The 21,306-nt window shown below is 58.9% G+C and carries 24 protein-coding genes; 6 read left to right on the top strand and 18 right to left on the bottom strand.

Features of this window, described 5'->3' with window-relative positions; translation table 11 throughout:
• Nucleotides 1–27: 27 nt before the first annotated feature.
• Nucleotides 28–414, bottom strand: coding sequence for a DUF302 domain-containing protein (locus BM225_RS18990; RefSeq protein WP_046212135.1), 387 nt, complete (start codon nt 412–414; stop codon nt 28–30).
• A 141-nt stretch (nt 415–555) separates the two neighbouring features.
• Nucleotides 556–1,164, bottom strand: coding sequence for an EF-hand domain-containing protein (locus BM225_RS18985; protein WP_237455013.1), 609 nt, complete (start codon nt 1,162–1,164; stop codon nt 556–558).
• 397 nt (nt 1,165–1,561) lie between these two features.
• On the opposite strand from BM225_RS18985, the gene BM225_RS18980 reads away from it, so the two are divergent.
• On the top strand, nt 1,562–2,119 hold the full coding sequence (locus BM225_RS18980) for a hypothetical protein (protein ID WP_233486466.1): 558 nt from the start codon (nt 1,562–1,564) through the stop codon (nt 2,117–2,119).
• 87 nt (nt 2,120–2,206) lie between these two features.
• On the opposite strand, the gene BM225_RS18975 is transcribed toward BM225_RS18980, so the two are convergent.
• From BM225_RS18975 to BM225_RS18960, 4 genes are all read right to left on the bottom strand, one after another.
• Nucleotides 2,207–2,872, bottom strand: coding sequence for a L,D-transpeptidase (locus BM225_RS18975; protein ID WP_024099381.1), 666 nt, complete (start codon nt 2,870–2,872; stop codon nt 2,207–2,209).
• Nucleotides 2,873–2,914: 42 nt separating this feature from the next.
• Nucleotides 2,915–3,400: a disulfide bond formation protein B gene (locus BM225_RS18970; protein WP_040104428.1), complete on the bottom strand. Its 486-nt coding sequence runs from the start codon at nt 3,398–3,400 to the stop codon at nt 2,915–2,917.
• Nucleotides 3,401–3,540: 140 nt separating this feature from the next.
• Entirely contained in the window at nt 3,541–4,803 is a 1,263-nt protein-coding gene (locus BM225_RS18965; RefSeq protein ID WP_092465203.1) for a multicopper oxidase family protein, read from the bottom strand.
• Nucleotides 4,804–4,928: 125 nt separating this feature from the next.
• A complete protein-coding gene (locus BM225_RS18960; RefSeq protein ID WP_082645005.1) occupies nt 4,929–5,510 on the bottom strand; it encodes a L,D-transpeptidase in 582 nt (193 codons plus the stop codon).
• A 179-nt stretch (nt 5,511–5,689) separates the two neighbouring features.
• Here BM225_RS18960 and BM225_RS18955 point away from each other — a divergent pair, with 179 nt between their 5' ends.
• Both BM225_RS18955 and BM225_RS18950 read left to right on the top strand, forming a co-directional pair.
• Nucleotides 5,690–6,616 (top strand): DUF305 domain-containing protein, encoded by a 927-nt coding sequence (locus tag BM225_RS18955; protein WP_306434225.1) that lies wholly within the window; start codon nt 5,690–5,692, stop codon nt 6,614–6,616.
• Nucleotides 6,538–7,302 (top strand): MauE/DoxX family redox-associated membrane protein, encoded by a 765-nt coding sequence (locus BM225_RS18950; protein WP_170863239.1) that lies wholly within the window; start codon nt 6,538–6,540, stop codon nt 7,300–7,302. The genes BM225_RS18955 and BM225_RS18950 overlap by 79 nt, the downstream gene beginning before the upstream one ends.
• A 21-nt stretch (nt 7,303–7,323) precedes the next feature.
• Here BM225_RS18950 and cueR read toward each other — a convergent pair whose 3' ends face one another.
• Nucleotides 7,324–7,722 (bottom strand): Cu(I)-responsive transcriptional regulator, encoded by a 399-nt coding sequence (cueR, locus tag BM225_RS18945; RefSeq protein ID WP_058123691.1) that lies wholly within the window; start codon nt 7,720–7,722, stop codon nt 7,324–7,326.
• Nucleotides 7,723–7,734: 12 nt separating this feature from the next.
• Nucleotides 7,735–10,245 (bottom strand): heavy metal translocating P-type ATPase, encoded by a 2,511-nt coding sequence (locus BM225_RS18940; RefSeq protein ID WP_058123748.1) that lies wholly within the window; start codon nt 10,243–10,245, stop codon nt 7,735–7,737.
• A gap of 152 nt (nt 10,246–10,397) precedes the next feature.
• Here BM225_RS18940 and BM225_RS18935 point away from each other — a divergent pair, with 152 nt between their 5' ends.
• The gene (locus BM225_RS18935; RefSeq protein WP_024099389.1) at nt 10,398–10,598 is read left to right on the top strand and encodes a heavy-metal-associated domain-containing protein; all 201 of its coding nucleotides are present in this window, start codon (nt 10,398–10,400) and stop codon (nt 10,596–10,598) included.
• A gap of 42 nt (nt 10,599–10,640) precedes the next feature.
• On the opposite strand, the gene BM225_RS18930 is transcribed toward BM225_RS18935, so the two are convergent.
• The 7 genes from BM225_RS18930 to BM225_RS18895 all read right to left on the bottom strand — a co-directional run bounded on the left by BM225_RS18930 (nt 10,641) and on the right by BM225_RS18895 (nt 16,221).
• Nucleotides 10,641–11,372, bottom strand: a complete 732-nt coding sequence (locus BM225_RS18930; RefSeq protein WP_092465202.1) for a DsbA family protein — start codon at nt 11,370–11,372, stop codon at nt 10,641–10,643.
• Between the two features lies 1 nt (nt 11,373).
• On the bottom strand, nt 11,374–11,856 hold the full coding sequence (locus tag BM225_RS18925; protein ID WP_058123693.1) for a c-type cytochrome: 483 nt from the start codon (nt 11,854–11,856) through the stop codon (nt 11,374–11,376).
• Nucleotides 11,853–13,247, bottom strand: coding sequence for a multicopper oxidase family protein (locus BM225_RS18920; RefSeq protein WP_092465201.1), 1,395 nt, complete (start codon nt 13,245–13,247; stop codon nt 11,853–11,855). The genes BM225_RS18925 and BM225_RS18920 overlap by 4 nt, the downstream gene beginning before the upstream one ends.
• Before the next feature lie 43 nt (nt 13,248–13,290).
• Nucleotides 13,291–14,208, bottom strand: coding sequence for a c-type cytochrome (locus BM225_RS18915; RefSeq protein ID WP_092465200.1), 918 nt, complete (start codon nt 14,206–14,208; stop codon nt 13,291–13,293).
• A 2-nt stretch (nt 14,209–14,210) separates the two neighbouring features.
• A complete protein-coding gene (locus BM225_RS18910) occupies nt 14,211–14,804 on the bottom strand; it encodes a c-type cytochrome (protein ID WP_007803403.1) in 594 nt (197 codons plus the stop codon).
• A gap of 369 nt (nt 14,805–15,173) precedes the next feature.
• Nucleotides 15,174–15,632, bottom strand: coding sequence for a c-type cytochrome (locus BM225_RS18900; RefSeq protein ID WP_078523124.1), 459 nt, complete (start codon nt 15,630–15,632; stop codon nt 15,174–15,176).
• Nucleotides 15,633–15,660: 28 nt separating this feature from the next.
• Nucleotides 15,661–16,221 carry a L,D-transpeptidase gene (locus BM225_RS18895; protein WP_078523123.1) on the bottom strand — a complete coding sequence of 187 codons (561 nt, stop codon included), beginning with the start codon at nt 16,219–16,221 and terminating at the stop codon, nt 15,661–15,663.
• 155 nt (nt 16,222–16,376) lie between these two features.
• On the opposite strand from BM225_RS18895, the gene BM225_RS18890 reads away from it, so the two are divergent.
• Nucleotides 16,377–16,679 carry a DUF2933 domain-containing protein gene (locus tag BM225_RS18890; RefSeq protein WP_043754567.1) on the top strand — a complete coding sequence of 101 codons (303 nt, stop codon included), beginning with the start codon at nt 16,377–16,379 and terminating at the stop codon, nt 16,677–16,679.
• Nucleotides 16,680–16,962: 283 nt separating this feature from the next.
• Complete coding sequence (locus BM225_RS18885) at nt 16,963–19,092, top strand: protein-disulfide reductase DsbD family protein (protein ID WP_078523122.1); 2,130 nt, start codon at nt 16,963–16,965, stop codon at nt 19,090–19,092.
• Between the two features lie 28 nt (nt 19,093–19,120).
• On the opposite strand, the gene ccmI is transcribed toward BM225_RS18885, so the two are convergent.
• The 3 genes from ccmI to BM225_RS18870 are packed head-to-tail and all read right to left on the bottom strand — an operon-like array spanning nt 19,121 to nt 21,305.
• Nucleotides 19,121–20,272: a c-type cytochrome biogenesis protein CcmI gene (ccmI, locus tag BM225_RS18880; protein ID WP_092465198.1), complete on the bottom strand. Its 1,152-nt coding sequence runs from the start codon at nt 20,270–20,272 to the stop codon at nt 19,121–19,123.
• Complete coding sequence (locus tag BM225_RS18875) at nt 20,269–20,742, bottom strand: cytochrome c-type biogenesis protein (RefSeq protein WP_078523121.1); 474 nt, start codon at nt 20,740–20,742, stop codon at nt 20,269–20,271. The genes ccmI and BM225_RS18875 overlap by 4 nt, the downstream gene beginning before the upstream one ends.
• Nucleotides 20,739–21,305: a DsbE family thiol:disulfide interchange protein gene (locus BM225_RS18870; protein WP_007803389.1), complete on the bottom strand. Its 567-nt coding sequence runs from the start codon at nt 21,303–21,305 to the stop codon at nt 20,739–20,741. Before BM225_RS18870 ends, BM225_RS18875 begins: the two co-directional genes overlap by 4 nt.
• Between the last annotated feature and the right edge of the window lies 1 nt (nt 21,306).

Here is a 21,306-nt window from a genome sequence, read left to right as displayed (position 1 = left end):
ACAGGGCATCCAACGCCCATCCCGCAATCACGCGGTGTCGAGGGCGTCCCGCAGGAGATCGCGGACTTCGCCGGCGACCGCGTCCAGGTCTTGGTTCTGCACCGCCTGCATCGAAGCGACAGGATCGACCGCGCTGACCTCGGTGTCGCCGTCCACTTGCCGCAGGATAACATTGCAGGGAAGCATCGCACCGATGCGAGGCTCGATCTCGATGGCTTTGTGCGCCATGCCCGGATTACAGGCCCCCAAGATGCGGTAAGGCGGCATGTCCGCATCAAGTTTCTTTTTCATCGTCGCTTTGACGTCAATCTCAGTCAAAACGCCGAAGCCCTTGTCTGCCAAAGCATCCCGAACACGCATCTCTGCGTCATCGATTTTGGTGTCTTTCAGGACGCGATCATAGGTATAGGCCATGGGAATTTTCCTTTCAGTGTCTCTATTTGTTGGCATACCGAGGCTAAACGGTTCAGGTCGCGGTTCGGTTCAATGTCCCGACCGCGAATGGTTTTGGCGTTGTGAGGACGGGTGCCGGAAAATAAACCGGCACCCATTGGCTCAGTTGTCCTGCATCATGGAGCCGTTGCCCATGCCCTGACCGTTGCCGGGCCGCGCAGGCGCATCTGCCATATTCGACCGCATCATCTGCATCCGCTCCATCCTATCGGCAGGAGCGGCCATCTCTTCCGGCGTCACCGCGCCGTCGCCATCGGCATCGAGGTGTTGGAAACGATCCACCATCATTTCGCGGATCATTGCGCTGTGGAGAGCTTCAAACTCGGTAATCGAGAGGTTTCCATCCCCATCGCTGTCAAACTCGGAAAGCTTGGCCTGAAGCCGCGTGCGCATTTCTTCCGGCGTGGTTGTGCCGTCTCCATCAGTGTCGAACATTTGCATCATGCCGGCACCCATGCCTGGGCCCATCATACCACTGCCCATGCCTGCGCCCATCATGCCGCCGCCCATCATGTTCCCGTGCATGCGCTTCATCATGTCCATCATTCCGCCCATGTTCGCCATCATGCCCGGACCACCGTTCTGCATCATGCCTGCCCCACCTTGGGCACCAAGCTGCCCACCGTGCCCATGGTTGGCATCCGCGAAGGCCGCGCCACCAAAGGCGGTTGCAGCCAGGGTCATTGCAGCGAGTAAAGTGTTGCGTTTCATTTCGATCACCTCGTGTCAGTGTTGCGATACCCACTATATGGGATGCACCTGCAGATGCGGAATAACACGCGAGCCGGTGTTTTGTATCGCGAGGTCACAAAGGCGGGGTCTGTTACAAACTGCGACAAATCAATTCGGGGCGAACGCTCCTCTTCATCTAAGACATGCGATATCCAGAGAAAAACCTGTCGAGGAGTCGTGTACCAACTGACACCGAAACCATGTTTCGGTGGAAGTGAAATTCGGAAGAGTTGGTGTCGAGAGTGGCAGAGGCCCTGATGTTCCCGAAAATTCAGTCATTCAACCCATGGCAGGAGGCTGCAAGTTGCTCTTTTTGAACCGCATTTTCTTGGTGCTTGCCTTGGTGATTTTGGCGGGGTGCGGTGCAGGAAACGACATGCGCCCTGATGCTTCAGCCGAAGTCATCAGTAGTGCATCCTACAGTCACGACGGACCGGCCGCGTTGACGCTGTACACTATGATCAATAACAGGTCCGGGGCGGGTGCGCATACCAGCGTCATGATCAATGGGTCACAGCGCGTTATCTTCGATCCGGCAGGAACGGTCCGGCTGAGCGCGGTACCGGAACGGGGAGATGTGCTTTATGGCATTACTCCACAAGTGGCCGATTTTTACGCACGGGCTCATGCACGGGAGACCTACCATGTCGTCATACAAGAGATCGATGTGTCCCCCGAAGTCGCGGAGCGCGCCTTGCAACTTGCATTGGCAAACGGTCCGGCTGCTTCAGGCTTTTGTAGCGTCAGTACTTCTGCGATCCTAAGGCAATTACCAGGATTTGAATCCATTGGACGCACATTTTTTCCAAAGCGCCTGATGGCGGATTTTGGCAAGTTGCCGGGCGTGCGAACCACAAAGCTGTTCGAGAACGATGAGGACGACAAATCCGTAGCGATCGCACAGTTCGAAAATTCACTTGCGACGCGGCCTTGAGTGTTCGTCCAACAATTCGTTGCAAGTTGTCCCTGCACGACGCGGTACTCGGCGTGTGAGCCAAAGATTCTCTGTCCTACGAATAGGTCAGCTTCGAGCGGTAACGCTGTCTTCGGCCGAGTAAAGGAACGCCGTCGATCCGACAGCGACATTCGGATAGAGATCATTGATATGGGCCATCACCATGCGCACGCATCCCGAACTGGCCCGGCCGCCAATGCTGCGAGGGCTCGGCGTTCCGTGAATTCGAAGGTACGTATCCCGATCTCCGACGAATAGATACAAAGCCCTGCTGCCCAAGGCATTGTTGGGGCCGGGCTCCATACCGTCGGCAAACCGCTCGTAAGCCTCCGGATCGCGTTCGATCATTGACTGTGTTGGCGTCCAGTGCGGCCATTCGACCTTTCGGCGGATCGTATAGGTGCCGGGTTCATAGAGATCGCCCTTGGCAATCGCGACCCCGTAGCGCATCGCGGTGCCATCTTCCTCGATATGGTACAGATAGCGCGCGATCGCATCGACGTGAATGTCACCCGGGCGCAAACCGTCATTCGCCAAAACGCGTTGCGGCAGCAGCCTGGGATGCAGCCCCCATGGGTTGGTTGTTGCCGGGTCATAGTTGGCGGGCGTGACCTGCGCATCCCAAGCTGCTTTTTCGGCTGTTGTCGGCCAGGTCTTAGCGAATGCTGGCGAACTCAGAGAAGCTGAAAACAGCGAGCCGGAAAGTGCAAGGAAGTGTCGTCTTGTAACCATGAAGCGAAGCCCTTTGTTTGTTTTCGATGAATGCGAGACGATTCAAGAAACGTCCGCGACCCCATGCCATCGACCCTTTTGATGTCTTGCGATCGCGACCAACCAGAGGCAAGCAAGGACACCGCTTAGGATCGCGTTCCAACTCGCCATGGACAACGTCAGAAATTCCCAGACAACCTCATTGCACAGAACAAGAGTGGACGCATTTGAACTCGCAGAGGGCAGCAATTCCGATACCGACATTTGGGAAACATCGAGGCCGGATCCCGTGCAAGAAGTCGGTCCCTCCCACCAGCCGCGCTCGACACCGGTATGAAACATTCCCAACGCGGATGTGCTGAGTGCCGACAGGGCACCGATTATCAGGATTGGCAAAATCGGCAGAGCAAAGAGCAACAGAGCGCCCATTCCAATGGCGATTGCGTGTGGGTAGCGTTGCCAGATGCACATTGCGCACGGCGCGTACCCAAGAGCCTGGAAAACGAAGGCCCCTAACAGCAAGGCGGCTGATCCTGCCGCCGCAGTCATGCCGAGAGATTTTGGTGTCAGGGTCAATGAACGCTCCCGTTGGCAATCGATGGACCTGTTTCTCGCTTGTCAGGTTACGTAGACGGCAAAAGGCCTGTTATCATTCAGAGATTTGTAACGGTATGTATCCGTCTCGACCCTCAGCCGACTCTGATCCACGTTGCCATACCGTCGGCTTGGTGGCTCAACATGTGGCAATGCAGCATCCAGGATCCCGGATTGTCCAGGACGACGAGAATATCCCGCGTCTCGCCGATATCCAGGAAGGTCGAGTCCCGGTATGGACCGGCTTCCCCCGCCGCATCGAGTTCCCAGAAATGGTGGCCATGCAGATGCATGACGTGTGGAAACCCGGTTTCGTTGCGGATTGAAATGCGCACGGTCGTCCCCCGCGCGACGGATAGGAAAGGGGTTCGAGGCAGTCCAGATACGTCATTGAGCGCCCATGTTCCAGTGCCGTTATGGGACGCGCTTCCCGCACCTCCCTGGAGCACCAGCTCCGCGGTTTGGCCGGGGTCTTGCGGGGCGGGCATTCGGTTGGCGGGCAACGCGGTGATGGGCACTTTCGCAGGGTCACGAGAGCCGGAAACAGCGATTTCGCCAAGGCTCAACGTCCACTCTCCAAAGCTGTCGTCGAATCTAATAGGCCCGGTCGCATCACCAATCACATCGCATCTTTGCCCCGGAGCTAGGAGGATGGGTTCGAGTGTCTGTGGCTGCGCCAGGGGCATACCATCCAGTGCAACGATCTTGCCTGCCAGACCGTCCAGCCCGACACGGTAAACCCTGTCGATAGAGGGATTTATCAGGCGCAAACGCAGGCGGTCGCCTTGTCTCACATTCTTGCTGGTTCCATTGGAAACAAGCGCCGTGACCGTATTGCCGATACGGCCCTCGGTCGCGAAATGAGCCGGGTTGAACCCTTCGTCGTACTGTCCGGACTGATCCAACAAGACATCGAAGAACTGAACAACAATGTCATGGTCGACAGCCGGCGCATTTTGCTCCTCGACGATGAAGGCGCCGAAAAGGCCGCGGCTGACCTGATCGTAAGACAGGTAATGCGAGTGATACCAATACGTGCCGGCATCCGGGACGCCGAATTGATAACGATACGTGTCGCCCGGAATGACCACATCCTGAGTGAGAACGTTGACACCATCCATCCGATTTGGAACCCGCAACCCATGCCAGTGAACAAGAGCGCCCTCCTCCAATCGGTTATCGAGGGTAATGCGGGCGGTTTGTCCTTGTCGCATTCTGACTTCTGGGCCCGGCAGACCACCGTTGAAGCCCAACATCGACACGTCGTACCCAGCAAGGCGCGCCTTGATCGATTGGGGCGCGAGGATCAACTCGCGTGTCGCTGCTGGCAAGCGGGTACCAGCCAGCGCAACGGTCATCCCGCCAAGGAAAGACCTCCGGCTCAAAGACAATTCCGTCACCTCATGAATGATGGACTGGCTTTCGCCAACTGCCGCACTTGTGCCATTTCCGGAAGAGGAACTTCAAGGCGACAGAACGCTCCTCACGCCGTTGTCACTTTGGGATACAGGAAGACGCGGGCGCCAATTTCTACGCGATCATACAAATCTTTTACGTGTTCATTCGTCAACCGCGCGCATCCATTCGACACGGCCGATCCAATGGTTTCCGGAGCGTTGGTTCCATGAATACGAAGATAGGTATCGCGTCCCTCATCATCATAGAGATACAGCGCGCGGGCCCCGAGCGGGTTGTTTGGCCCGCCTTTCAGCCCATCCTTGTACTTCGCGTATTTGCGTGGCTCGCGCCGGATCATGGCGTTCGTTGGCCGCCACCATGGCCATTTGGCCTTGCGCGCTACCGTGAACTCTCCGGGTTCGTACAAACCTTTGCGCCCTACCCCGACCCCGTAGCGGATCGCCATCCCGTCCTCGAGCATGAAATAAAGGAAAAAATCGTCGGGAACGACGTGGACATCGTCTTTAACCCAGTCACCACGACGGGTGTTTACCAATTGCGGTTCGAACCGTTCGGGCAATTTGACTTTGTGGGCCCAGGCAATTGTGGGCAGAAAGCAACCCATCGCTCCGGCACAAATCAATTCTCGTCTCGTGAAATTCTGCATGGCGCGATCTCCTCGGACCCATGAAAATTCAGTGCGCGTCAGGGGCAAAGAAAAGAAGCCGTGAACCGGGGCAAACGACGCGCCTTTGTTGCCTTGAAACTACGAAAATTCGCGCTTTTGGAACTCTCCAGCGCTGGAATGTTGTTGTTTTACAGAGAACTGCAAGGAGGTGACTGGAAATGCACTACTCACGGTTCTTTATGATGATCGGAACATCGACCGTGGTCATGTTCGTTCTGATGTACCTGAACACCTATCTTTGGGGCCATATCTTCTTTTCGGAGACACGCCTTTACATGGCCATCCTGATGGGGGCGACCATGGCCGTGATCATGTTGGCGTACATGTTGTCCATGTATCAGAACACCAAAGCCAACATCGCGATCTTCGGGGGCGCCATACTTGTCTTTGCGGCAAGCCTCTGGCTGGTACGCGGGCAATTTACGGTGCAGGACAGGTCCTACATGCGCGCCATGATCCCGCACCACTCGATCGCCATCATGACGTCGACTCGTGCCGAGATCACCGACCCGCGCGTCCGGGGGCTCGCAGACGACATTATCTATGCGCAGGACAAGGAAATCGCCGAAATGCGCTACCTCATTGCTGACATTGGCGCAAACGGTGAGGCATCGGCCACGCCGACCGGAACGCCGGTACAGGTCGTGGATGCGCAACAGGCGCTTCAAACGGAGGTCGTGTCAAAAATCGATCCCGAGTTTCTGACGGAAGACGAAATCGCAGCGGTGTTCCCGAATGGTGGAGACTGCCGATTTGCCTACACCTCGGACAGTCCAGCCGTGCTGGTGACCGGTGAGACCGGCGAAGGGACTGGGGCCGCGATGAAGATCAGCGGTGACCTGGTGCGCCTGGATGCGCAGGGCGAAAATGCGTTTTCTCAAGGCCCGCTATCGGCCGAGATCGTAGAGACAGACGGTGACCTGACCGATCTGATCGTCAGCGCGGAACCGACTACGAAGCCGGGTTCCGTGGTCAATTCACCTGCGCCGGATAAGGAGGAAAGCATATGCCCCGGGACACAGACAGTAAATCCGCGCAGCTTTATCGCATGGTCATGCCGGGCCATGTCTGCCCCTACGGTCTGAAATCGAAAGACCTGCTGGAGCGGCAAGGCTTCGAGGTGGAAGACCATCCGCTTGAGACCCGTGAAGACACCGATGCTTTCATGGAGAAGCACGGGGTCGAGACGACGCCGCAGACCTTCATCGGCGGAGAACGGATCGGCGGCTACGATGATCTCAGGGTGTTCTTTGACATCGACCCACCCGAGGAAGAGCAAAGCGACACGACCTACCAGCCGGTCATCGCGATCTTTTCCGTCGCCGCGCTATTGGCACTGGGCCTGTCTTGGCACCAGTACGGGTCGGTCTTTACCTTGCGCGGGTTCGAATGGTTCATTTCGCTGTCCATGACCATTCTCGCGATCCAGAAATTGCAGGATGTCGAAGGGTTTTCGACGATGTTCCTCAACTACGATCTGCTGGCGCGCAAATGGGTACGATACGGCAAGCTTTATCCGTTCGGCGAAGCGTTGGCAGGTGTCCTGATGACTGCCGGCGCGCTGCTGTGGCTCTCGGCGCCTGTCGCCCTGTTTATCGGCACGGTCGGCGCTGTCAGCGTATTCAAGGCTGTCTACATTGACAAGCGGGAGTTGAAATGCGCCTGCGTCGGCGGTGACAGTTCCGTCCCGCTGGGGTTCATTTCGCTGACGGAAAACCTGATGATGATCTTCATGGGTATCTGGATGCCGGTCCGCGCAATTTGGTTCTGAAACGTGCCGAACCGGCATCGATTATTCGGACATTCGTACAGGTGAGAGATCTGCGAGGATCGGGCAATCCGGACGATGATCCCCGGCACATTTCTCCACAAGCTCGGTAAGCGTCGTTCTCATGGATTGCAGTTTCTCTATCTTCTCCTCGATCTGGCGAAGATGGTCTTCCGCAACCGTTTTCACCTGAACGCTTTCGCGGTTTTCATCCTCGTAGAGAGCCAGAAGCGTCCTGCAATCTTCGATGGTGAACCCCAAGGCCCGTGCTCGACCGAGAAACGCCAGCTTGTGAACGTGGTTCTCGGTGAATGCGCGATAGCCGTTCTCACTTCGGTTCGGGCGGATCAGCCCGATTTCCTCGTAGTAGCGGATTGTTTTTGGGGGCACACCCGATTGTCGGGAAACGTCTCCGATGTTCATGTCGAACCTCCGTTATTCTGCTGGAGCAGGAGTGACAGCTGCCAGCTCTGCCGGGATTGCGCGCTGCTCGTCCATCGCCGGCGCGATACCTCGCAGGCGCAGGGCATTGGTTAGAACGAACACCGACGACAACGCCATCGCGCCCGCCGCGAGAATTGGTGACAGGAGCAGCCCAAAGGCCGGATAAAGCACCCCGGCGGCGACCGGAATCAGCGCGACATTGTAGGCAAAGGCCCAGAACAGGTTCTGCCGGATGTTTCGCATGGTTCGCCGCGACACTTCGAAGGCATTCACCACGCCGCGCAAATCGCCGGACATCAGGACGACATCCGCGGACTCGATGGCCACATCAGTGCCGGTGCCAATGGCGATACCCACATCGGCATGCGCCAGCGCCGGGGCGTCATTGATCCCGTCGCCGACAAAGGCGATGCGCTTGTTCCCTTCGCGCAAACCGTCAAGCGCCGCGACCTTGCCGTCTGGCAGAACGCCGGCAACGACATGGTCGATGCCGGTTTCGCGGGCGATGGCTTCGGCGGTTTCGCGTTTGTCCCCTGTGATCATCGCAACCGCAAGACCCTTCTCGTGCAGCGCTGCGATGGCTGCGCGGCTTGCCGGTTTGACCGGATCGGCGACGCCGATCACGGCGGCGACACGTCCATCTATGGCAGCGTAAAGCGCCGTGCGACCCTTGCTTGCGATCTTCGTTTCCTCTGGAGTCAATGCCGAGACGTCAATGCCTTCGCGCGCCATGTAGCGGTCGGCCCCAACCAACACCTCCACGTCTTCGACCACGGCGCGCACGCCGTAACCTGTGACCGATTGAAAGCCTTCGGCCCCCGCAAGAGGTGCGCCCTCGGCCCGCGCGGCACGGACGATGGCGTCCGCGACAGGATGCTCGGAGAGCGACTCCACGGCGGTGATCTTCGAGAGCGTTGTTGAACGATCGAACCCTTCGGCCAGCACCAGGTCAGTCAGTGCGGGTCGCCCCTCGGTCACCGTGCCTGTTTTGTCGAGGGCGACCACATCAACGGAATCAAGTTGCTGCAAGGCGTCGCCCTTGCGGAACAGGACACCCATTTCCGCAGCACGTCCCGTCCCGACCATGATCGAGGTCGGCGTCGCAAGCCCCATCGCGCAGGGGCACGCGATGATCAGCACCGACACACCGGCGATCAGCGCCATTGTCAGGGCCGGATCAGGCCCGAAAACCAGCCAGACCAGCACGGTCGCCGCCGCGATCGCCATGACGGCAGGTACGAACCAAAGCGTGATCCGGTCGACCAATCCCTGGATCGGCAGCTTGGCGCCCTGGGCCTCTTCGACCATGCGAATAATTTGCGCCAGGGTTGTGTCGGCGCCGACCCGGGTGGCGCGGAATTGCAGACTTCCGGCACCATTGACCGTCCCGCCGGTCACCGGATCTCCGGCACTTTTTTCAGCGGGAATCGGCTCGCCTGTCAGCATGCTTTCGTCGACGCGGCTGGTCCCCTCGATGACCTCGCCATCAACCGCGATGCGTTCACCAGGGCGCACGATGACGATGTCACCCTGAACTAGCGCATCGATCTCGATCTCTATGCTTTCACCGTCCCGCATCACGCGTGCGGTCCGCGCCTGAAGCCCCAGCAGCTTCTGGATGGCCGCGCCCGTTCTCCCCTTAGCGCGCGCTTCAAGAAAACGCCCCAGCAAGATGAGGACGACGATGACCGCTGCCGCCTCGAAGTAGACAGAGCGCAGCGTGTCAGGCAAGGCCGATGGTACGAATGTCGCAACTACGGAATAGAAGTAAGCCGCCCCGGTGCCGACCGCGACGAGGCTGTTCATGTCGGGCGCGCCCCGGAATAGGGCCGGGAAACCCTTGGTGTAAAACGTCCGGCCCGGGCCGAAGAGAACGATTGTCGTGAGAACGAATTGAAGAAGCCAACTCGTCTGCTGACCAATCGTGGTCTCGATAAGCATATGAACGGCCGGAATGACGTGGCCACCCATCTCGATCAAAAAGACCGGCAAGGCGAGGATGGCTGCAAAGGTGACCCGTTTGGCAAGCGCCAGAGCCTCTTCCTCCTTGCGCGCAACCCTGTCGTCACCGGCTTGGGCCGTTGCCACGGTGGCCGGATACCCTGCCGCGCCGCTTGCATCGATCAGATCGGATGTCGTGACAAGACCTTCGACGTAAACCACCGTCGCCGTCTCGGAGGCGAGGTTGACGTTCACCTCGACCACCCCGGGCACCGCGGCAAGCGCCTTGTCGACCCGCCCGACACAAGAGGCACAGGACATGGCCGCAATCGTGAGTTCGGCCCTGACCGTCCGCGCAGGGTAGCCCAGCTCGCGGAGAGTTTCGATGACTTCCGGAACGCGCTTGAGCGCGTCCACGCTCATACGCGCGGTTTCGGATGCAAGATTCACCGACACATCCTCTACGCCGTCGATTGCATTCAATGCGCGATCGACCCTGCCGACACAGGACGCGCATGACATGCCTTCGATCGGCAGGCTGATCTGTTTGGGTTCGGGCATATGTTTCACCTGTTTTTCCATTCGAGGTGGAATGTAGGGCTTCCAGTAACTGGAGGGTCAATGGGAGGGCGCCAAATAAATTTCTTCTCTTGACCTTCCAGCGCGGGGAAGCCCCATGTCACCGGCAGAAATCAGATCAAGGAGTGGTTCCGATGAAGTTCAGCGTTCCGGACATGAGCTGTGGGCATTGCACCGCAGCAATCGAAAGCGCAGTGAAAACCGCAGATCCGAATGCAGGCGTAGAATGTGACCTTTCTGCCCGACAAGTGCGTGTCGACAGCGTGTTACCAGCCGATCAGGTCCAAGCGATCATTCGGGATGCGGGCTATGACGTGGAACCTGCGGCCGCTTGATGCAGTGCCCGGACCACCCAGGGGCGGTCCGGGCAAGAACTTTCAGTCTTCGTCTTCGCGGGCTTCTTCGACCAAGTCGGCAAGCTGCGCCTTTTCGACAAAGCCAGGCACCAGCGCGTCACCGATCACGAAAGACGGCGTGCCGTTGAAGCCCAGAGCTTGGGTCAGTTGCATGGATGTCGCAATGTGCTCTTCGACCTCGGGGGCCTCCATGTCCTTGCGCAACTGCGCGATATCCAGGCCGATCTCCTCGGCAACGCGCAGCACGGAGGCCTCTTCCGCGCGGCCTTCCAGCCCCATCATCGCCCAGTGAAACTCTTCGTATTTGTCCTGCTTGCGCGCTGCCAAGGCCGCTTTCGCGGCGAACACCGATCCGTCTCCGAGAATGGGCCATTCACGATAGACGAGGCGAATGTTTGGATCCTCTTCGATCAAAGCCCGCACCTCGGGTTTGACCCGCCGACAATAGGGACAGTTGTAGTCGAAAAATTCCACAACGGTGACGTCCCCTTCCGGGTTGCCGAGAACCGGCGCATTCGGATCGTTCTCGATCAGATCGCGCTGGTCATTCAGAACTTGGGCCTGACTGAGCTCCTGCGCTTGCGCCTGCCTCTGTTCGAGGATCGCCACGGCCTCCATGACAATCTCCGGGTTCTCGCGGATTGCCTCGAGCACAAGTTCCTTGACCCGGGACTCTGACAGTTCGTCGGCGAGTACCGGTATCGGAAGCAAGGCAGCTATCGCGACAGTCGTGAAGGCTTGTCTGAAACGCATTTTAATTATCTCCCCGTTGTTCGTCGGCTTCTGTCCGCGCGGCCTGGACTTCGCGAACGCGGTCTGGCCAGGTGGACCGGATGAAGGCCAGGATGTTGTGAATTTGCTGGTCGGTCAGCACGTCTGCGAAACCCGGCATTCCGCTGTCGTATTCGACACCCTGACGCGCCAGAAGCGCCGCACCCCCCAGTTTTGTGTAATCGAAGAGCAGGCTGTCAGGATGATGCCAGGTGTGACCCGTCTCATCATGCGGTGGTGCTGGCAGGCGCCCATCCGCGCCGGGCGTTCGCCATTCCGGCTGGCCTTCCAGATTTGCGCCATGACAAGACGCGCAGTTGTCTGCGTAGAGCAACGCGCCTTCTTGGATGTCGGAGCTCTCCGCCTTGGACGCGCTGCCGACATCCGAGGATGCACTGGTCGAGAGCCAATAGGTGAAAGCGGCTGCGACAACAGTGATCGGAACGGACCAAACGAGATACCTCATGTGACCCGCATCCAGGTTGTCATGCCGGACGCGGCGTGGCTGAGCATGTGGCAATGGAACAGCCACTTGCCGGGATTGTCCGCCGTAAAGGCGATCTCGCGGGACTCGTTGCCAGCCAACAGGATCGTGTCGCGCATCGGTCCGAACGCGCCGTCGGGGCGCAGCTCACGGAAATGCATTCCGTGCAGGTGCATCGCATGTGGGAACACGGTCTGGTTCTCGATCTTCAAGCGCACCGGCTCGTTCAGGGATAGATCGGCCAATGGCGTGTCGGTCATTTCGGCGACATCATTCAGGGCCCAGAATTTGCCCGCTTGGGCAAGCTGACGGAATCCAAGACGTTCCCCGCCAAGCAATGCGGACTGCATTCGCCCCATTGCCCCGCCGGACATGACCAGTCGCAAATCACGCGCATCGGCAAGGTCCGGGGCGTGTGCCGCGGGGTTCGGCGGCAACGGCAGTGGCTTGCCTCTTGGTACTGAACTGGCTGTGCCGTTGACCAGAAAACTCACCAACGGGGTCAGTTGATCATCATCGCCGATGCGAAGCAATTGGGCGGTGCCGCCTTCATCTTCGGTCACATCCACAATTAAGTCGACGCGCTGTGCCGGGCCGAGGATCAACTCACCGTCAATCTGCTGGGGTTGGCCGATTGGCATTCCATCGACGGCCACCCTCCAGCCACTCAACCCCGAGAGCGTCAGCGGGAAAATCCGCGCGCTTGCTGCGTTGATGATCCGCAAGCGAATGCGTTCGTTGCGCTTCGCGGACAAGGTCAGTTCATAGCGCCCATTGGTCGTGATAAAGTTGCCGATGCGTCCACCGTGGCTCATCATCATAGGCTGCTCGAAATTGTCGAAAAGCTGCCCGCTTTCGGGATCGAGCAACCAGTCCTCCAGAACGATGACTTCCTCGCGGTCGATGTCCGGTCCATTGGCCTCTTCGACGATCAAAGCACCGCGCAAACCACGCGCGACCTGCTCGTATGAGCGATTATGCGCGTGATACCAATAGGTGCCCGCGTCCGGTACGACGAAGTCGTAGTCAAAGGTTCCACCCGGCGCTACGGCCTCTTGGGTCAGCCCTGAAACGCCATCCATCGCGTTGTCGATCCGGATTCCGTGCCAGTGAACCGAACTGGGATCGGGTACCTCGTTGCGAAACCTGCGACGCACCCGATCGCCTTGTGTGACCCTGATTTCCGGGGCCGGAACGAGGCCGTCATAGCCCCAGATCTCTGTTTCCGGGTAGGTGTCCGGAAGAAGCTGTCGACGTGCAACCTTGGCAATCAGGTCCTCGAACGGGGTCGCGGCAAAAGCCGACTGCGGGATGGCCGCCGCGCAGGCCGCCAGTGTTGCATGGCGCAAGAAATCCCGACGTGTTTGTCTCATTTCGATCCTCGAGAAAGCGGGGGCGTGTTGCCCCCGCGTGGTGTTAGTTCGACGCGGGGTTCTCCGCCTCGACCGTGTACTTGTTCAGCAGGAAAAGCGCCATCGCTTCGCGATCGGCAGGTGTCAGAAACCGAGTTCCCTCGCGAACCACTTCCGCCATGCTGCCGCCGAAAGCATCGCCCGAAGGGGTGATGCCGGTCTGGAGCGCATAAGCGAGGTTTGAAACCGTCCAGTCATTTTTGACCAGGTCTTTTGGCCGTATCGCGGGGGCCTTGCTGCCACCGGGAAGCTGGGCGTTGCCTGCAAAGGAAGCACCGATATCGCGGCCTCCCGCAAGATTGCGCGGCGTATGGCAGGCTCCGCAATGTGCCGCACCGCGCACCAATTCCCGTCCTCGATTCCATGCGTCGCTTCGCCCTTCAATCGGTTCGGTATCCGGATCGTAGAAGAACGCCGCTCGCCAGAGCTTCAGCCCCCATCGTTGGTCGAATGGGAAGCTGACATCATTTTCTGGTGCAGGCTCGTCCACGGGCGGCACGGTTTGAAACGCCGCCCAGAGGTCAGCGATATCCTGATCAGAAAAATCCGCATAGAAGGTGTACGGGAAAGACGGATAGTACGGCGTTCCATCGGGGCCGATGCCTTGCCGCACGGCTTTTGCGAACTGTTCTGCCGTCCATTCGCCCATGCCATGTTCCGGGTCTGTCGTCAGGTTGGGCGGGTAGAACGTTCCGAACGGGGTTTCGAGCGGCGCCCCTCCGGCAAGTGGTGCGCCGCCCGCTTCAAAATTGGTATGACAGGCAATGCACCCACTGGCGCGCGCCAGATATGCGCCCCGGTCGACATTGCCCTCTATTGCAATCGGAGTCACTGCACTGCCGACAGGCCATGCAATCACGACGCCGAGGCTGGCCGCGCCCAGCACGGCGGCCCCGCTGACGAGTGTCAAGAACCGGCGCATGGTCAGTCTTCTTCCGCCCGGAAGCGTTCATGGCATGCGGAACAGACCTGGGTCGTCATCGCGAATGCTGCGTCGGCGGGCATTTCGGCAATGGCGGCCGCATCCATCATGTCGCCTCGGCCCATCATCGTGCTCCCGCCCATCATGGTTGTATCGCCTCCCATCATTGACCCGCCGCCCATCATCGAGGCGCCATCCATGGAGGTATTGCCGCTCATGCCGCCCAATCCATTGTCGGCTGCGCGTTCCAGGCCCTCAGAGTATTCTTCCAGCTGACTTGCCAATGCCGCGAAGCGCTCCCAGTCGGTCCACACCTCGTCCTTGGCTTCCGAGGGCATGCCCCCTGTGCCCTCTGGGAACAGCTTTGTCATGCTCTCACCGGCGTGCTGCTGGAACAGGCGCGCGGCATCGCGCACTGTTTCTGCGTCATAGGCCGTTTCGCCCCGCATCATCGGGGCCACGGTCTTGACCGCCTTCCCCATTGCAAGCATGGCATCCATGCGCTCTTTCACGATGCCGGTGGCACCGCTATGCGCGAATGCCGTGACCGCAGTACCTGCAATCAACACTGCCGCTACGATAGTCGTCTTTTTCATGTCTTCGATCCTTCTTTGGGTCTGCTTTTCGAGCGATGTGAAATCAGACCCACCGTCGCGGCGGTGGAGGATCGCTGGTGGGGCGCAACTCGGTTCGTTGGGTCGCGCCGTCTTGCATGACGGCTTTCAGAAAAGAAGGCTCGTACGCCATGTTCGGCTGAAGCAATAACGCTGCCGGGACAGAACAATCGAGGCCTGGATGGCAGTGGCCAGAGGCCTCGGTCCATGGCCCTGCGTCTTCGTGACCATGGTATTCCTGCCCCAACGACGTTTCACCATGATATACCGGCGCCTCTGGCACCCCGAGAACTACAAGGAAAAGGCCGAAAATGGCCGACAGAATCCATCGGTTCGTCTTCGACCAACGCATCAGTTGATCCCGTTGGCCCGCTGCAATTCGCGGACATAGGCGGCCACCATCTTGACGTCTCCTTGGGTCAATCCCTCGATCTTAGGCATATTACCGAAATTCCAGTGATGTGCACGGACGCCGTTTTGAGCTGCCAGAACAAAAGCCATGTCCGAATGGTGGCTCGGTTCGTAGATCTTGTGCACGAGAGGCGGCGCAACACCGTTGCGACCGGCGGCATTTTCGCCGTGACACTCGGAACACTTTGCCTCGAATATGCTCTTTCCAAGCGCCGCCTGTTGCGAGAGTTGGGAAGGCAGCTGGACCTGAACGATCGGGCCGCCTTCAGCGATCTCACTTGTGTCGGGTGGCGTCATGGAGTGGCCAACCGCTGTATCTTCCGCTCCAACGAACTGCCAAACGGCAAAACCCCCGCCGATAACAAAAACGGCACCAATCAGCGCAGTCAATTTGTCCATGCCTGTATCTTCCGCCTTGCCCGTTCGGTCAGATGAGTTTGACTTGAGTGCCGACAGGTGCCCGCTCGTAGACTTCCTCGATCTGTGCGTTGAACAGGCCGATGCAGCCGTTTGACGACCGGCGGCCGATCTTGCGCGTATCCTGTGTCCCGTGAATACGGTAGTACTGCCACGACAGGTACAGTGCACGAGTACCCAATGGGTTGTCCGGATCACCCCCCTCGACACGAGCCGGCCATTCCGGATTGCGTTCCCGCATGGAGGGCGTTGGCGCCCAGCTGGGGTTTTTGCGTTTTTCCACCACTTCGGTGTAACCGCGTTTGGTGAGTTCGTCGGTCAGCGGAACGGACGTTGGGTAGATCCGCATTTCGCCATCTGATGTCCAATGCTGGAGCGCCTTCGTCACGGTATCGGAGATGATGATCCCCTTTCCGAGTGCGTCGAAGTGATCTTGCCAGTCATGAACTCGGAAAGAAGAAATGTTGCGGCGAATGGTTTCGGCTCGAACCACGCTTGGTGCAACCAAAGCGACAGCCGCATACCCCAACAGGCTTCGTCGATTGATCTTGTTGTTTCGCGATGTCGTCATGACACACTCCTAGCCTACGGTTTGTACATGTCTTTTACGGGAGACCCGGCATCAGGCAACCTGACAAGGCCGCGAGAAGTGTATCCATTTGTATCCTTGACCTTACCCTGCTGGAGGGTCGCAAATGACGCCGGGAACGAGACAAAGAGGGTGTCATGGACCACCACAGCCACAGAAAAAAGCCGATCACGGACAGGCTCATGCATTATGGTATGATGGCGTGTTGCGTCGTCATGCTGCTGCCCGTTGCGGGGTTTTTTCTTGCCGGCGGCACATTGGCGGGCATGTGGGGCAATGCAGCGGCTTTCGCCCCGCTCCTGCTGTGCGTTGGGGCGCATCTCGTGATGCACAAGTTCATGGGAAAATCGTGCCATTCCGACAAGGCAAAGGATACTATCGAGGAAACGACCGAGCCCATAACCTCCGCGATTCCAGTCGTGGTCCGCGACAGGCCGTGATGTGCGCGGGAAGGTACGCGTAGGCGCGTTGCTGTTGTCGGGTTTCATGCTTGGGGGATGTGCAGGAAGTCTTGAAGACTGCTCGGATCGCGGCGCTATCGTGTCCACGAAGCAAGCGTCAGACCTTCTGCCGGATGGGTGTCGAACCCTTTCATCTTCTGCGACTGGCGTTGCGCGAATTGTCTGTGCGGACGGTCGTCAGGGTTTTGCCACAGGTGGACTTTGACGCAATTTCCGCCGTCCTGGCGAAATCTGCGGAAAATATGGGAAGGAAGTAGGTATCTTGATCGATTGCCTTTTGATCCTGCGACGGGTTTTGCTTATTCCCTTCGTGCTCCTGGCCGTTGTCTCTGGAAGTGTCGCGGCAGCAACCTCTGCTGAATACCAGAGCGCGCCACTCACCGCGCATCTCATTAGTGTACAGGACGGCGTTCCCGAGAACACACAGACTCTGTCAGCCGGGCTTCACCTTCAACTGAACGAAAACTGGAAGACCTATTGGCGGTCGGCGGGCGAGGTGGGAATACCGCCTTCGGTCGAATGGAGCGGTTCCGAAAACGTCGCAGATGTCGAATTCATGTGGCCCGCCCCGACGCGCTTCACCGCCTTCGGCATCGAAAATTTTGGTTATGCGGGTGAAGTCGTCTTTCCGCTGCGCATAACGCTCGAAGATCCCGGCGCACCTGTGACTCTTTCCGCGCAGGTCAAACTGCTGGTGTGCTCCAATGTCTGTGTCCCGGAAGAGTTTGACCTGTCACTTCGCCTCGGACGGGGCAACGTCATCGACAGCACTTCGGCTGGGCTGATCGGTACGTTTTCCGAGCGCGTCCCCGAAGGGGCCAAGACGAGCGGCGTCAGCGAGGCAAATGCCTTCATCGACGAAGACCTCACGGAGTTGATCGTCAGCCTTCGCGTCGATGAACCACTCCAGTCGCCGGATGTGTTTCCCGAACTGGGTATGGGTGTTGCGCTTGGCAAACCCGATATCCGTTTGGGAGAAGAGGATCGTTTGCTTTGGGCGCGCTTGCCGATCCTCTCGTCGAATACGGATGTGACAGTGGCTCCGTCGATTACCGTCACCGACGGCGAGAACCGGGCCTTCACGATCATCGCGGATCGCGTGGCGCAAGGAATAGCACCACCCTTTGAGCTGGCCGCCACGACACCGGACATGATGGAACTGATCTGGATTGCCGCGATCGCGCTGCTGGGCGGATTGATCCTGAATGTGATGCCCTGCGTGCTGCCGGTGCTGTCCATCAAGGTGTCGTCTGTGCTCAAACACACCGATCACGACACAACCCGTGTCCGGTTCGGTTTCGTCGCTGCCAGCGCCGGCATCATGACGTTCATGTGGGGTCTGGCGCTCGTCCTCTGGGCGCTCCAGACGGCAGGCCTCAGCGTCGGGTGGGGTCTGCAGTTTCAAAGCCCGCTGTTTCTTGCGGTGATGATCGCTGTTCTGCTCGTCTTTTCGGCAAATCTGTTCGGAGCGTTCGAGTTCGCCCTTCCACACGGCATTCAAACGCGGCTTGCAGGGGCCGGTGGACGCAACGGGTATTCCGCCGACTTTTTCACTGGCATGTTCGGTGCCGTCATGGCGACGCCTTGTTCGGCACCGTTCCTCGGCACCGCTGTGGCCTTTGCTTTGGCCGGGCGTGGCTTGGACATCCTCATAGTCTTTTCGAGCCTCGGGTTCGGCCTCGCCCTGCCCTATCTCGTCATCGCCGCGTTCCCGCGTCTGGTCGCATTCATGCCTAAGCCTGGTCGATGGATGCTGGTCATCAAAAGCGTCATGGGGGTCTTGTTGCTTGCAACCGCCGTGTGGCTGTTCTGGGTGCTCGACGGTGTCGCCGGGTTTGTGTCTGTCATCGCGGTCGCGGCGTTGTCCGGTCTCGCCGTTCTGATACTATCTCTCCCGAATGTGCAGTCCCAGTTCAGGTGGTCTATTGCCATAGCCAGCCTTGTCCTGGCCATTGCCGCAGGTCCTCTCTTGCAGCAATCAGCACCTGCGCGTTCGACGCCGCAGTTGGCAATGGCTTGGATCGCATTTGATCGTTCGGACATAGCGAAACGCGTGTCCGCAGGAGAGGTCGTTTTTGTCGATGTGACCGCTGACTGGTGCCTGACTTGCAAAGCGAACAAGACACTTGTCATCGACCGGGAGCCAGTCCGGAGCGCGCTTGAAGCGCCTGGAGTCACGGCGATGCAGGCAGATTGGACACGCCCGGACACGCGCATTTCCCGCTACCTTGAGAGTTTCGGCAGATACGGCATCCCCTTCAATGCCGTCTACGGACCATCGGCACCGAACGGCATTGTGCTGTCCGAATTGCTAACAACCGAAGCCGTGATGGACGCCTTGGCGCAAGCCAGCGGTCGGGATGTTTCCGCAAAGGTTGCCGGACAGGAGTGACCTGCCCGGGCGGGACACCGACCAGCAGTCAGCCGCCGAGCCGCTCAAGCGCGGCACGGACCGCCGCACGCCGAGGATCACTGGCGGGCTGCTGCTCCAACAGCGCTTCAGCCTTGCGGTAGGCCTCAACGGCGCGATCGGGCTCCTCAAGGACCGTATAGGCGTTTGCCAGCCGCATCCAACCATCCAGATCGTCCGGTTCATCCTCAAGACGCTCGGCCAGCCGCGAGACCATCGATCGGATGAACTCCGCGCGGTCCGCGTCATTCATCTCCGACGCCGCCGCGACATCTGCCGCACTCGGGCCGGGTGGGGATGTCGGCCCGCTGGGTAGATTGACGACCGGGAGGTCAGCTGCCGCTGCAATCCGGTTGATCTGCAAAACGTATGTTTCCATCCAGGGCACGAACGTCTTTTCCTGGTTCAGCCGGGAAACGAGCAGATCGTAGGCCTTACGCGTCTCTTCTTTTTGAAGATGGTAGAGAGACTCGAAATAGGTTGCCGCAGGATTGGATGGGTCAAGTTCCAAAGCGCGATCAATGGCCAATTTCGCCCGTGGAATAACAACGCCATCATTGGCAACCGCGACAGCCTCCGCCAGCATGGAGAATGTCGCGGAGGTGGCATCCTCCCGTTTGGCGACAACTTCGAATGCTTCGACAGCATCAACTGTTCTGCCCATGCGCTGATAGGTCTGGCCCAACAGCATCCACCCTTCGCTGGGGCCGCCGGTCGGATCGGATATAAGCCTTTCGCGAAGTTGTATTGCCAGCGCCGTCACTTCATCAGTCTGTGCGCGCTCCTCTGCACGGGCAGCGAAGGCCATTGAAGGCACCTCCGGCGATCCCATTGTCAGGTAGTAGCCCGCGGCAATAACCGGCGCGAGGACCGCCGCGACAACAAGAGTGCCTCTGCCACCACTACGGGACGATCCGGCTTTTGGTTCCAAATTGCGGGTCGTCGCGAGGATCCGTTTCTTGATCTCGAGTCTGGCTGCTTGAGCTTCTTGTTCAGAAATCAAACCGCGGTCCATGTCTCGTTCGATTTCCTGCATCTGATCGGCGAGGATGGCCGGTACCGCATCTCCTCTGGTGAGAGTGTTCGATTTGGACAGCAGCAGCGGGTAGAGGACTATTCCGATCGCGACCAGCGTCAGAAGACCGAAAATACCCCAGATCATGACGCATCCCCCGCTTCGTTTTGTCTGAGAATCTCGGACACGGTGTTCTCATCCTCCGCGCCCAAATCTTCAAAAGCCTCTTGCTTTCGCCGACTCATCAGTACCCCGCCACCAACGAAAACCCCGATCAGAACGAAAGCGATCGGCGCAAACCAAAGCGCGTAGGTCGCAGGCTCCAGAGGCGGTTTGAGCAGCACGTAATCCCCGTACCGCGCCCGAATGTATTCGATCACCTCCGCGTCGCTGTCTCCGGTGACCAGTCGCTCGCGTACGAGCAGACGCAAGTCCCGCGCCACACCCGCGTTCGAACTGTCGATGTCCTGGTTTTGACAGACGACGCATCGCAGATCCTTGGAAATCTCCCGCGCACGCTGTTCCAATACCGGGTCGGCCAGCATTTCGTCTGGTTCGACCGCATTGGCGGCAAAGGGAAAGAGCCCGATGCAAAACGCGAAAATCAACTGTCTCATGATGCTGCTCCCTTTGGCAGTGCGCCTGCCTGCTTCAGGGCTTGCGTGAACCGTTCGACGGCGTCCGGACCCACGACCGGCCCGACATAGCGAAACAGAACAGTACCATCGCCATCGACGATGAAGGTTTCCGGCACGCCTGAAAGGCCCCATTCGATCCCTGTCCGGCCTGAAAGGTCGGACCCGATCCGTTCGTAGGGATTGCCGAGGTCATTGAGCCACTTCACGGCATCTTCTGGTTTGTCTTTGTAGTTGATGCCGAACAACCGCATGCCCTCGCGTTCGACAAAGCGTGTCAACACGGCATGTTCCGCGCGGCAGGGCACGCACCAGGACGCAAAGACATTGACCACGACCGGTCGTTCGTTGCCTACAAGATCGCTTCGGGCCAGGCCGGGTGTCTCCAACCCCGGCACGGGATCGAGGTCGAACGCCGGGGCCGGTTGCGAGATCAGGACGGAAGGGATCTCGTTGGGATCCCGGTCGGGATTGAGCCCCCAGAGAAAAAAACCCCCGAATATGACCGCCGCAATAAACGGCAGCCCGGCAATGAGACGTTTCATC

The sequence above is a fragment of the Donghicola eburneus genome, assembly GCF_900115865.1.
Lineage (GTDB): Bacteria > Pseudomonadota > Alphaproteobacteria > Rhodobacterales > Rhodobacteraceae > Donghicola > Donghicola eburneus.
This window is presented reverse-complemented; position numbering and strand designations above follow the sequence as displayed.

Coding starts and splice junctions, on each gene's coding strand:
- BM225_RS18990 (WP_046212135.1), bottom strand. CDS start 414: ATGGCCTATACCTATGATCGCGTCCTGAAAGACACCAAAATCGATGAC.
- BM225_RS18985 (WP_237455013.1), bottom strand. CDS start 1,164: ATGAAACGCAACACTTTACTCGCTGCAATGACCCTGGCTGCAACCGCC.
- BM225_RS18980 (WP_233486466.1), top strand. CDS start 1,562: ATGCGCCCTGATGCTTCAGCCGAAGTCATCAGTAGTGCATCCTACAGT.
- BM225_RS18975 (WP_024099381.1), bottom strand. CDS start 2,872: ATGGTTACAAGACGACACTTCCTTGCACTTTCCGGCTCGCTGTTTTCA.
- BM225_RS18970 (WP_040104428.1), bottom strand. CDS start 3,400: ATGACTGCGGCGGCAGGATCAGCCGCCTTGCTGTTAGGGGCCTTCGTT.
- BM225_RS18965 (WP_092465203.1), bottom strand. CDS start 4,803: ATGACCGTTGCGCTGGCTGGTACCCGCTTGCCAGCAGCGACACGCGAG.
- BM225_RS18960 (WP_082645005.1), bottom strand. CDS start 5,510: ATGCAGAATTTCACGAGACGAGAATTGATTTGTGCCGGAGCGATGGGT.
- BM225_RS18955 (WP_306434225.1), top strand. CDS start 5,690: ATGCACTACTCACGGTTCTTTATGATGATCGGAACATCGACCGTGGTC.
- BM225_RS18950 (WP_170863239.1), top strand. CDS start 6,538: ATGCCCCGGGACACAGACAGTAAATCCGCGCAGCTTTATCGCATGGTC.
- cueR (WP_058123691.1), bottom strand. CDS start 7,722: ATGAACATCGGAGACGTTTCCCGACAATCGGGTGTGCCCCCAAAAACA.
- BM225_RS18940 (WP_058123748.1), bottom strand. CDS start 10,245: ATGCCCGAACCCAAACAGATCAGCCTGCCGATCGAAGGCATGTCATGC.
- BM225_RS18935 (WP_024099389.1), top strand. CDS start 10,398: ATGAAGTTCAGCGTTCCGGACATGAGCTGTGGGCATTGCACCGCAGCA.
- BM225_RS18930 (WP_092465202.1), bottom strand. CDS start 11,372: ATGCGTTTCAGACAAGCCTTCACGACTGTCGCGATAGCTGCCTTGCTT.
- BM225_RS18925 (WP_058123693.1), bottom strand. CDS start 11,856: ATGAGGTATCTCGTTTGGTCCGTTCCGATCACTGTTGTCGCAGCCGCT.
- BM225_RS18920 (WP_092465201.1), bottom strand. CDS start 13,247: ATGAGACAAACACGTCGGGATTTCTTGCGCCATGCAACACTGGCGGCC.
- BM225_RS18915 (WP_092465200.1), bottom strand. CDS start 14,208: ATGCGCCGGTTCTTGACACTCGTCAGCGGGGCCGCCGTGCTGGGCGCG.
- BM225_RS18910 (WP_007803403.1), bottom strand. CDS start 14,804: ATGAAAAAGACGACTATCGTAGCGGCAGTGTTGATTGCAGGTACTGCG.
- BM225_RS18900 (WP_078523124.1), bottom strand. CDS start 15,632: ATGGACAAATTGACTGCGCTGATTGGTGCCGTTTTTGTTATCGGCGGG.
- BM225_RS18895 (WP_078523123.1), bottom strand. CDS start 16,221: ATGACGACATCGCGAAACAACAAGATCAATCGACGAAGCCTGTTGGGG.
- BM225_RS18890 (WP_043754567.1), top strand. CDS start 16,377: ATGGACCACCACAGCCACAGAAAAAAGCCGATCACGGACAGGCTCATG.
- ccmI (WP_092465198.1), bottom strand. CDS start 20,272: ATGATCTGGGGTATTTTCGGTCTTCTGACGCTGGTCGCGATCGGAATA.
- BM225_RS18875 (WP_078523121.1), bottom strand. CDS start 20,742: ATGAGACAGTTGATTTTCGCGTTTTGCATCGGGCTCTTTCCCTTTGCC.
- BM225_RS18870 (WP_007803389.1), bottom strand. CDS start 21,305: ATGAAACGTCTCATTGCCGGGCTGCCGTTTATTGCGGCGGTCATATTC.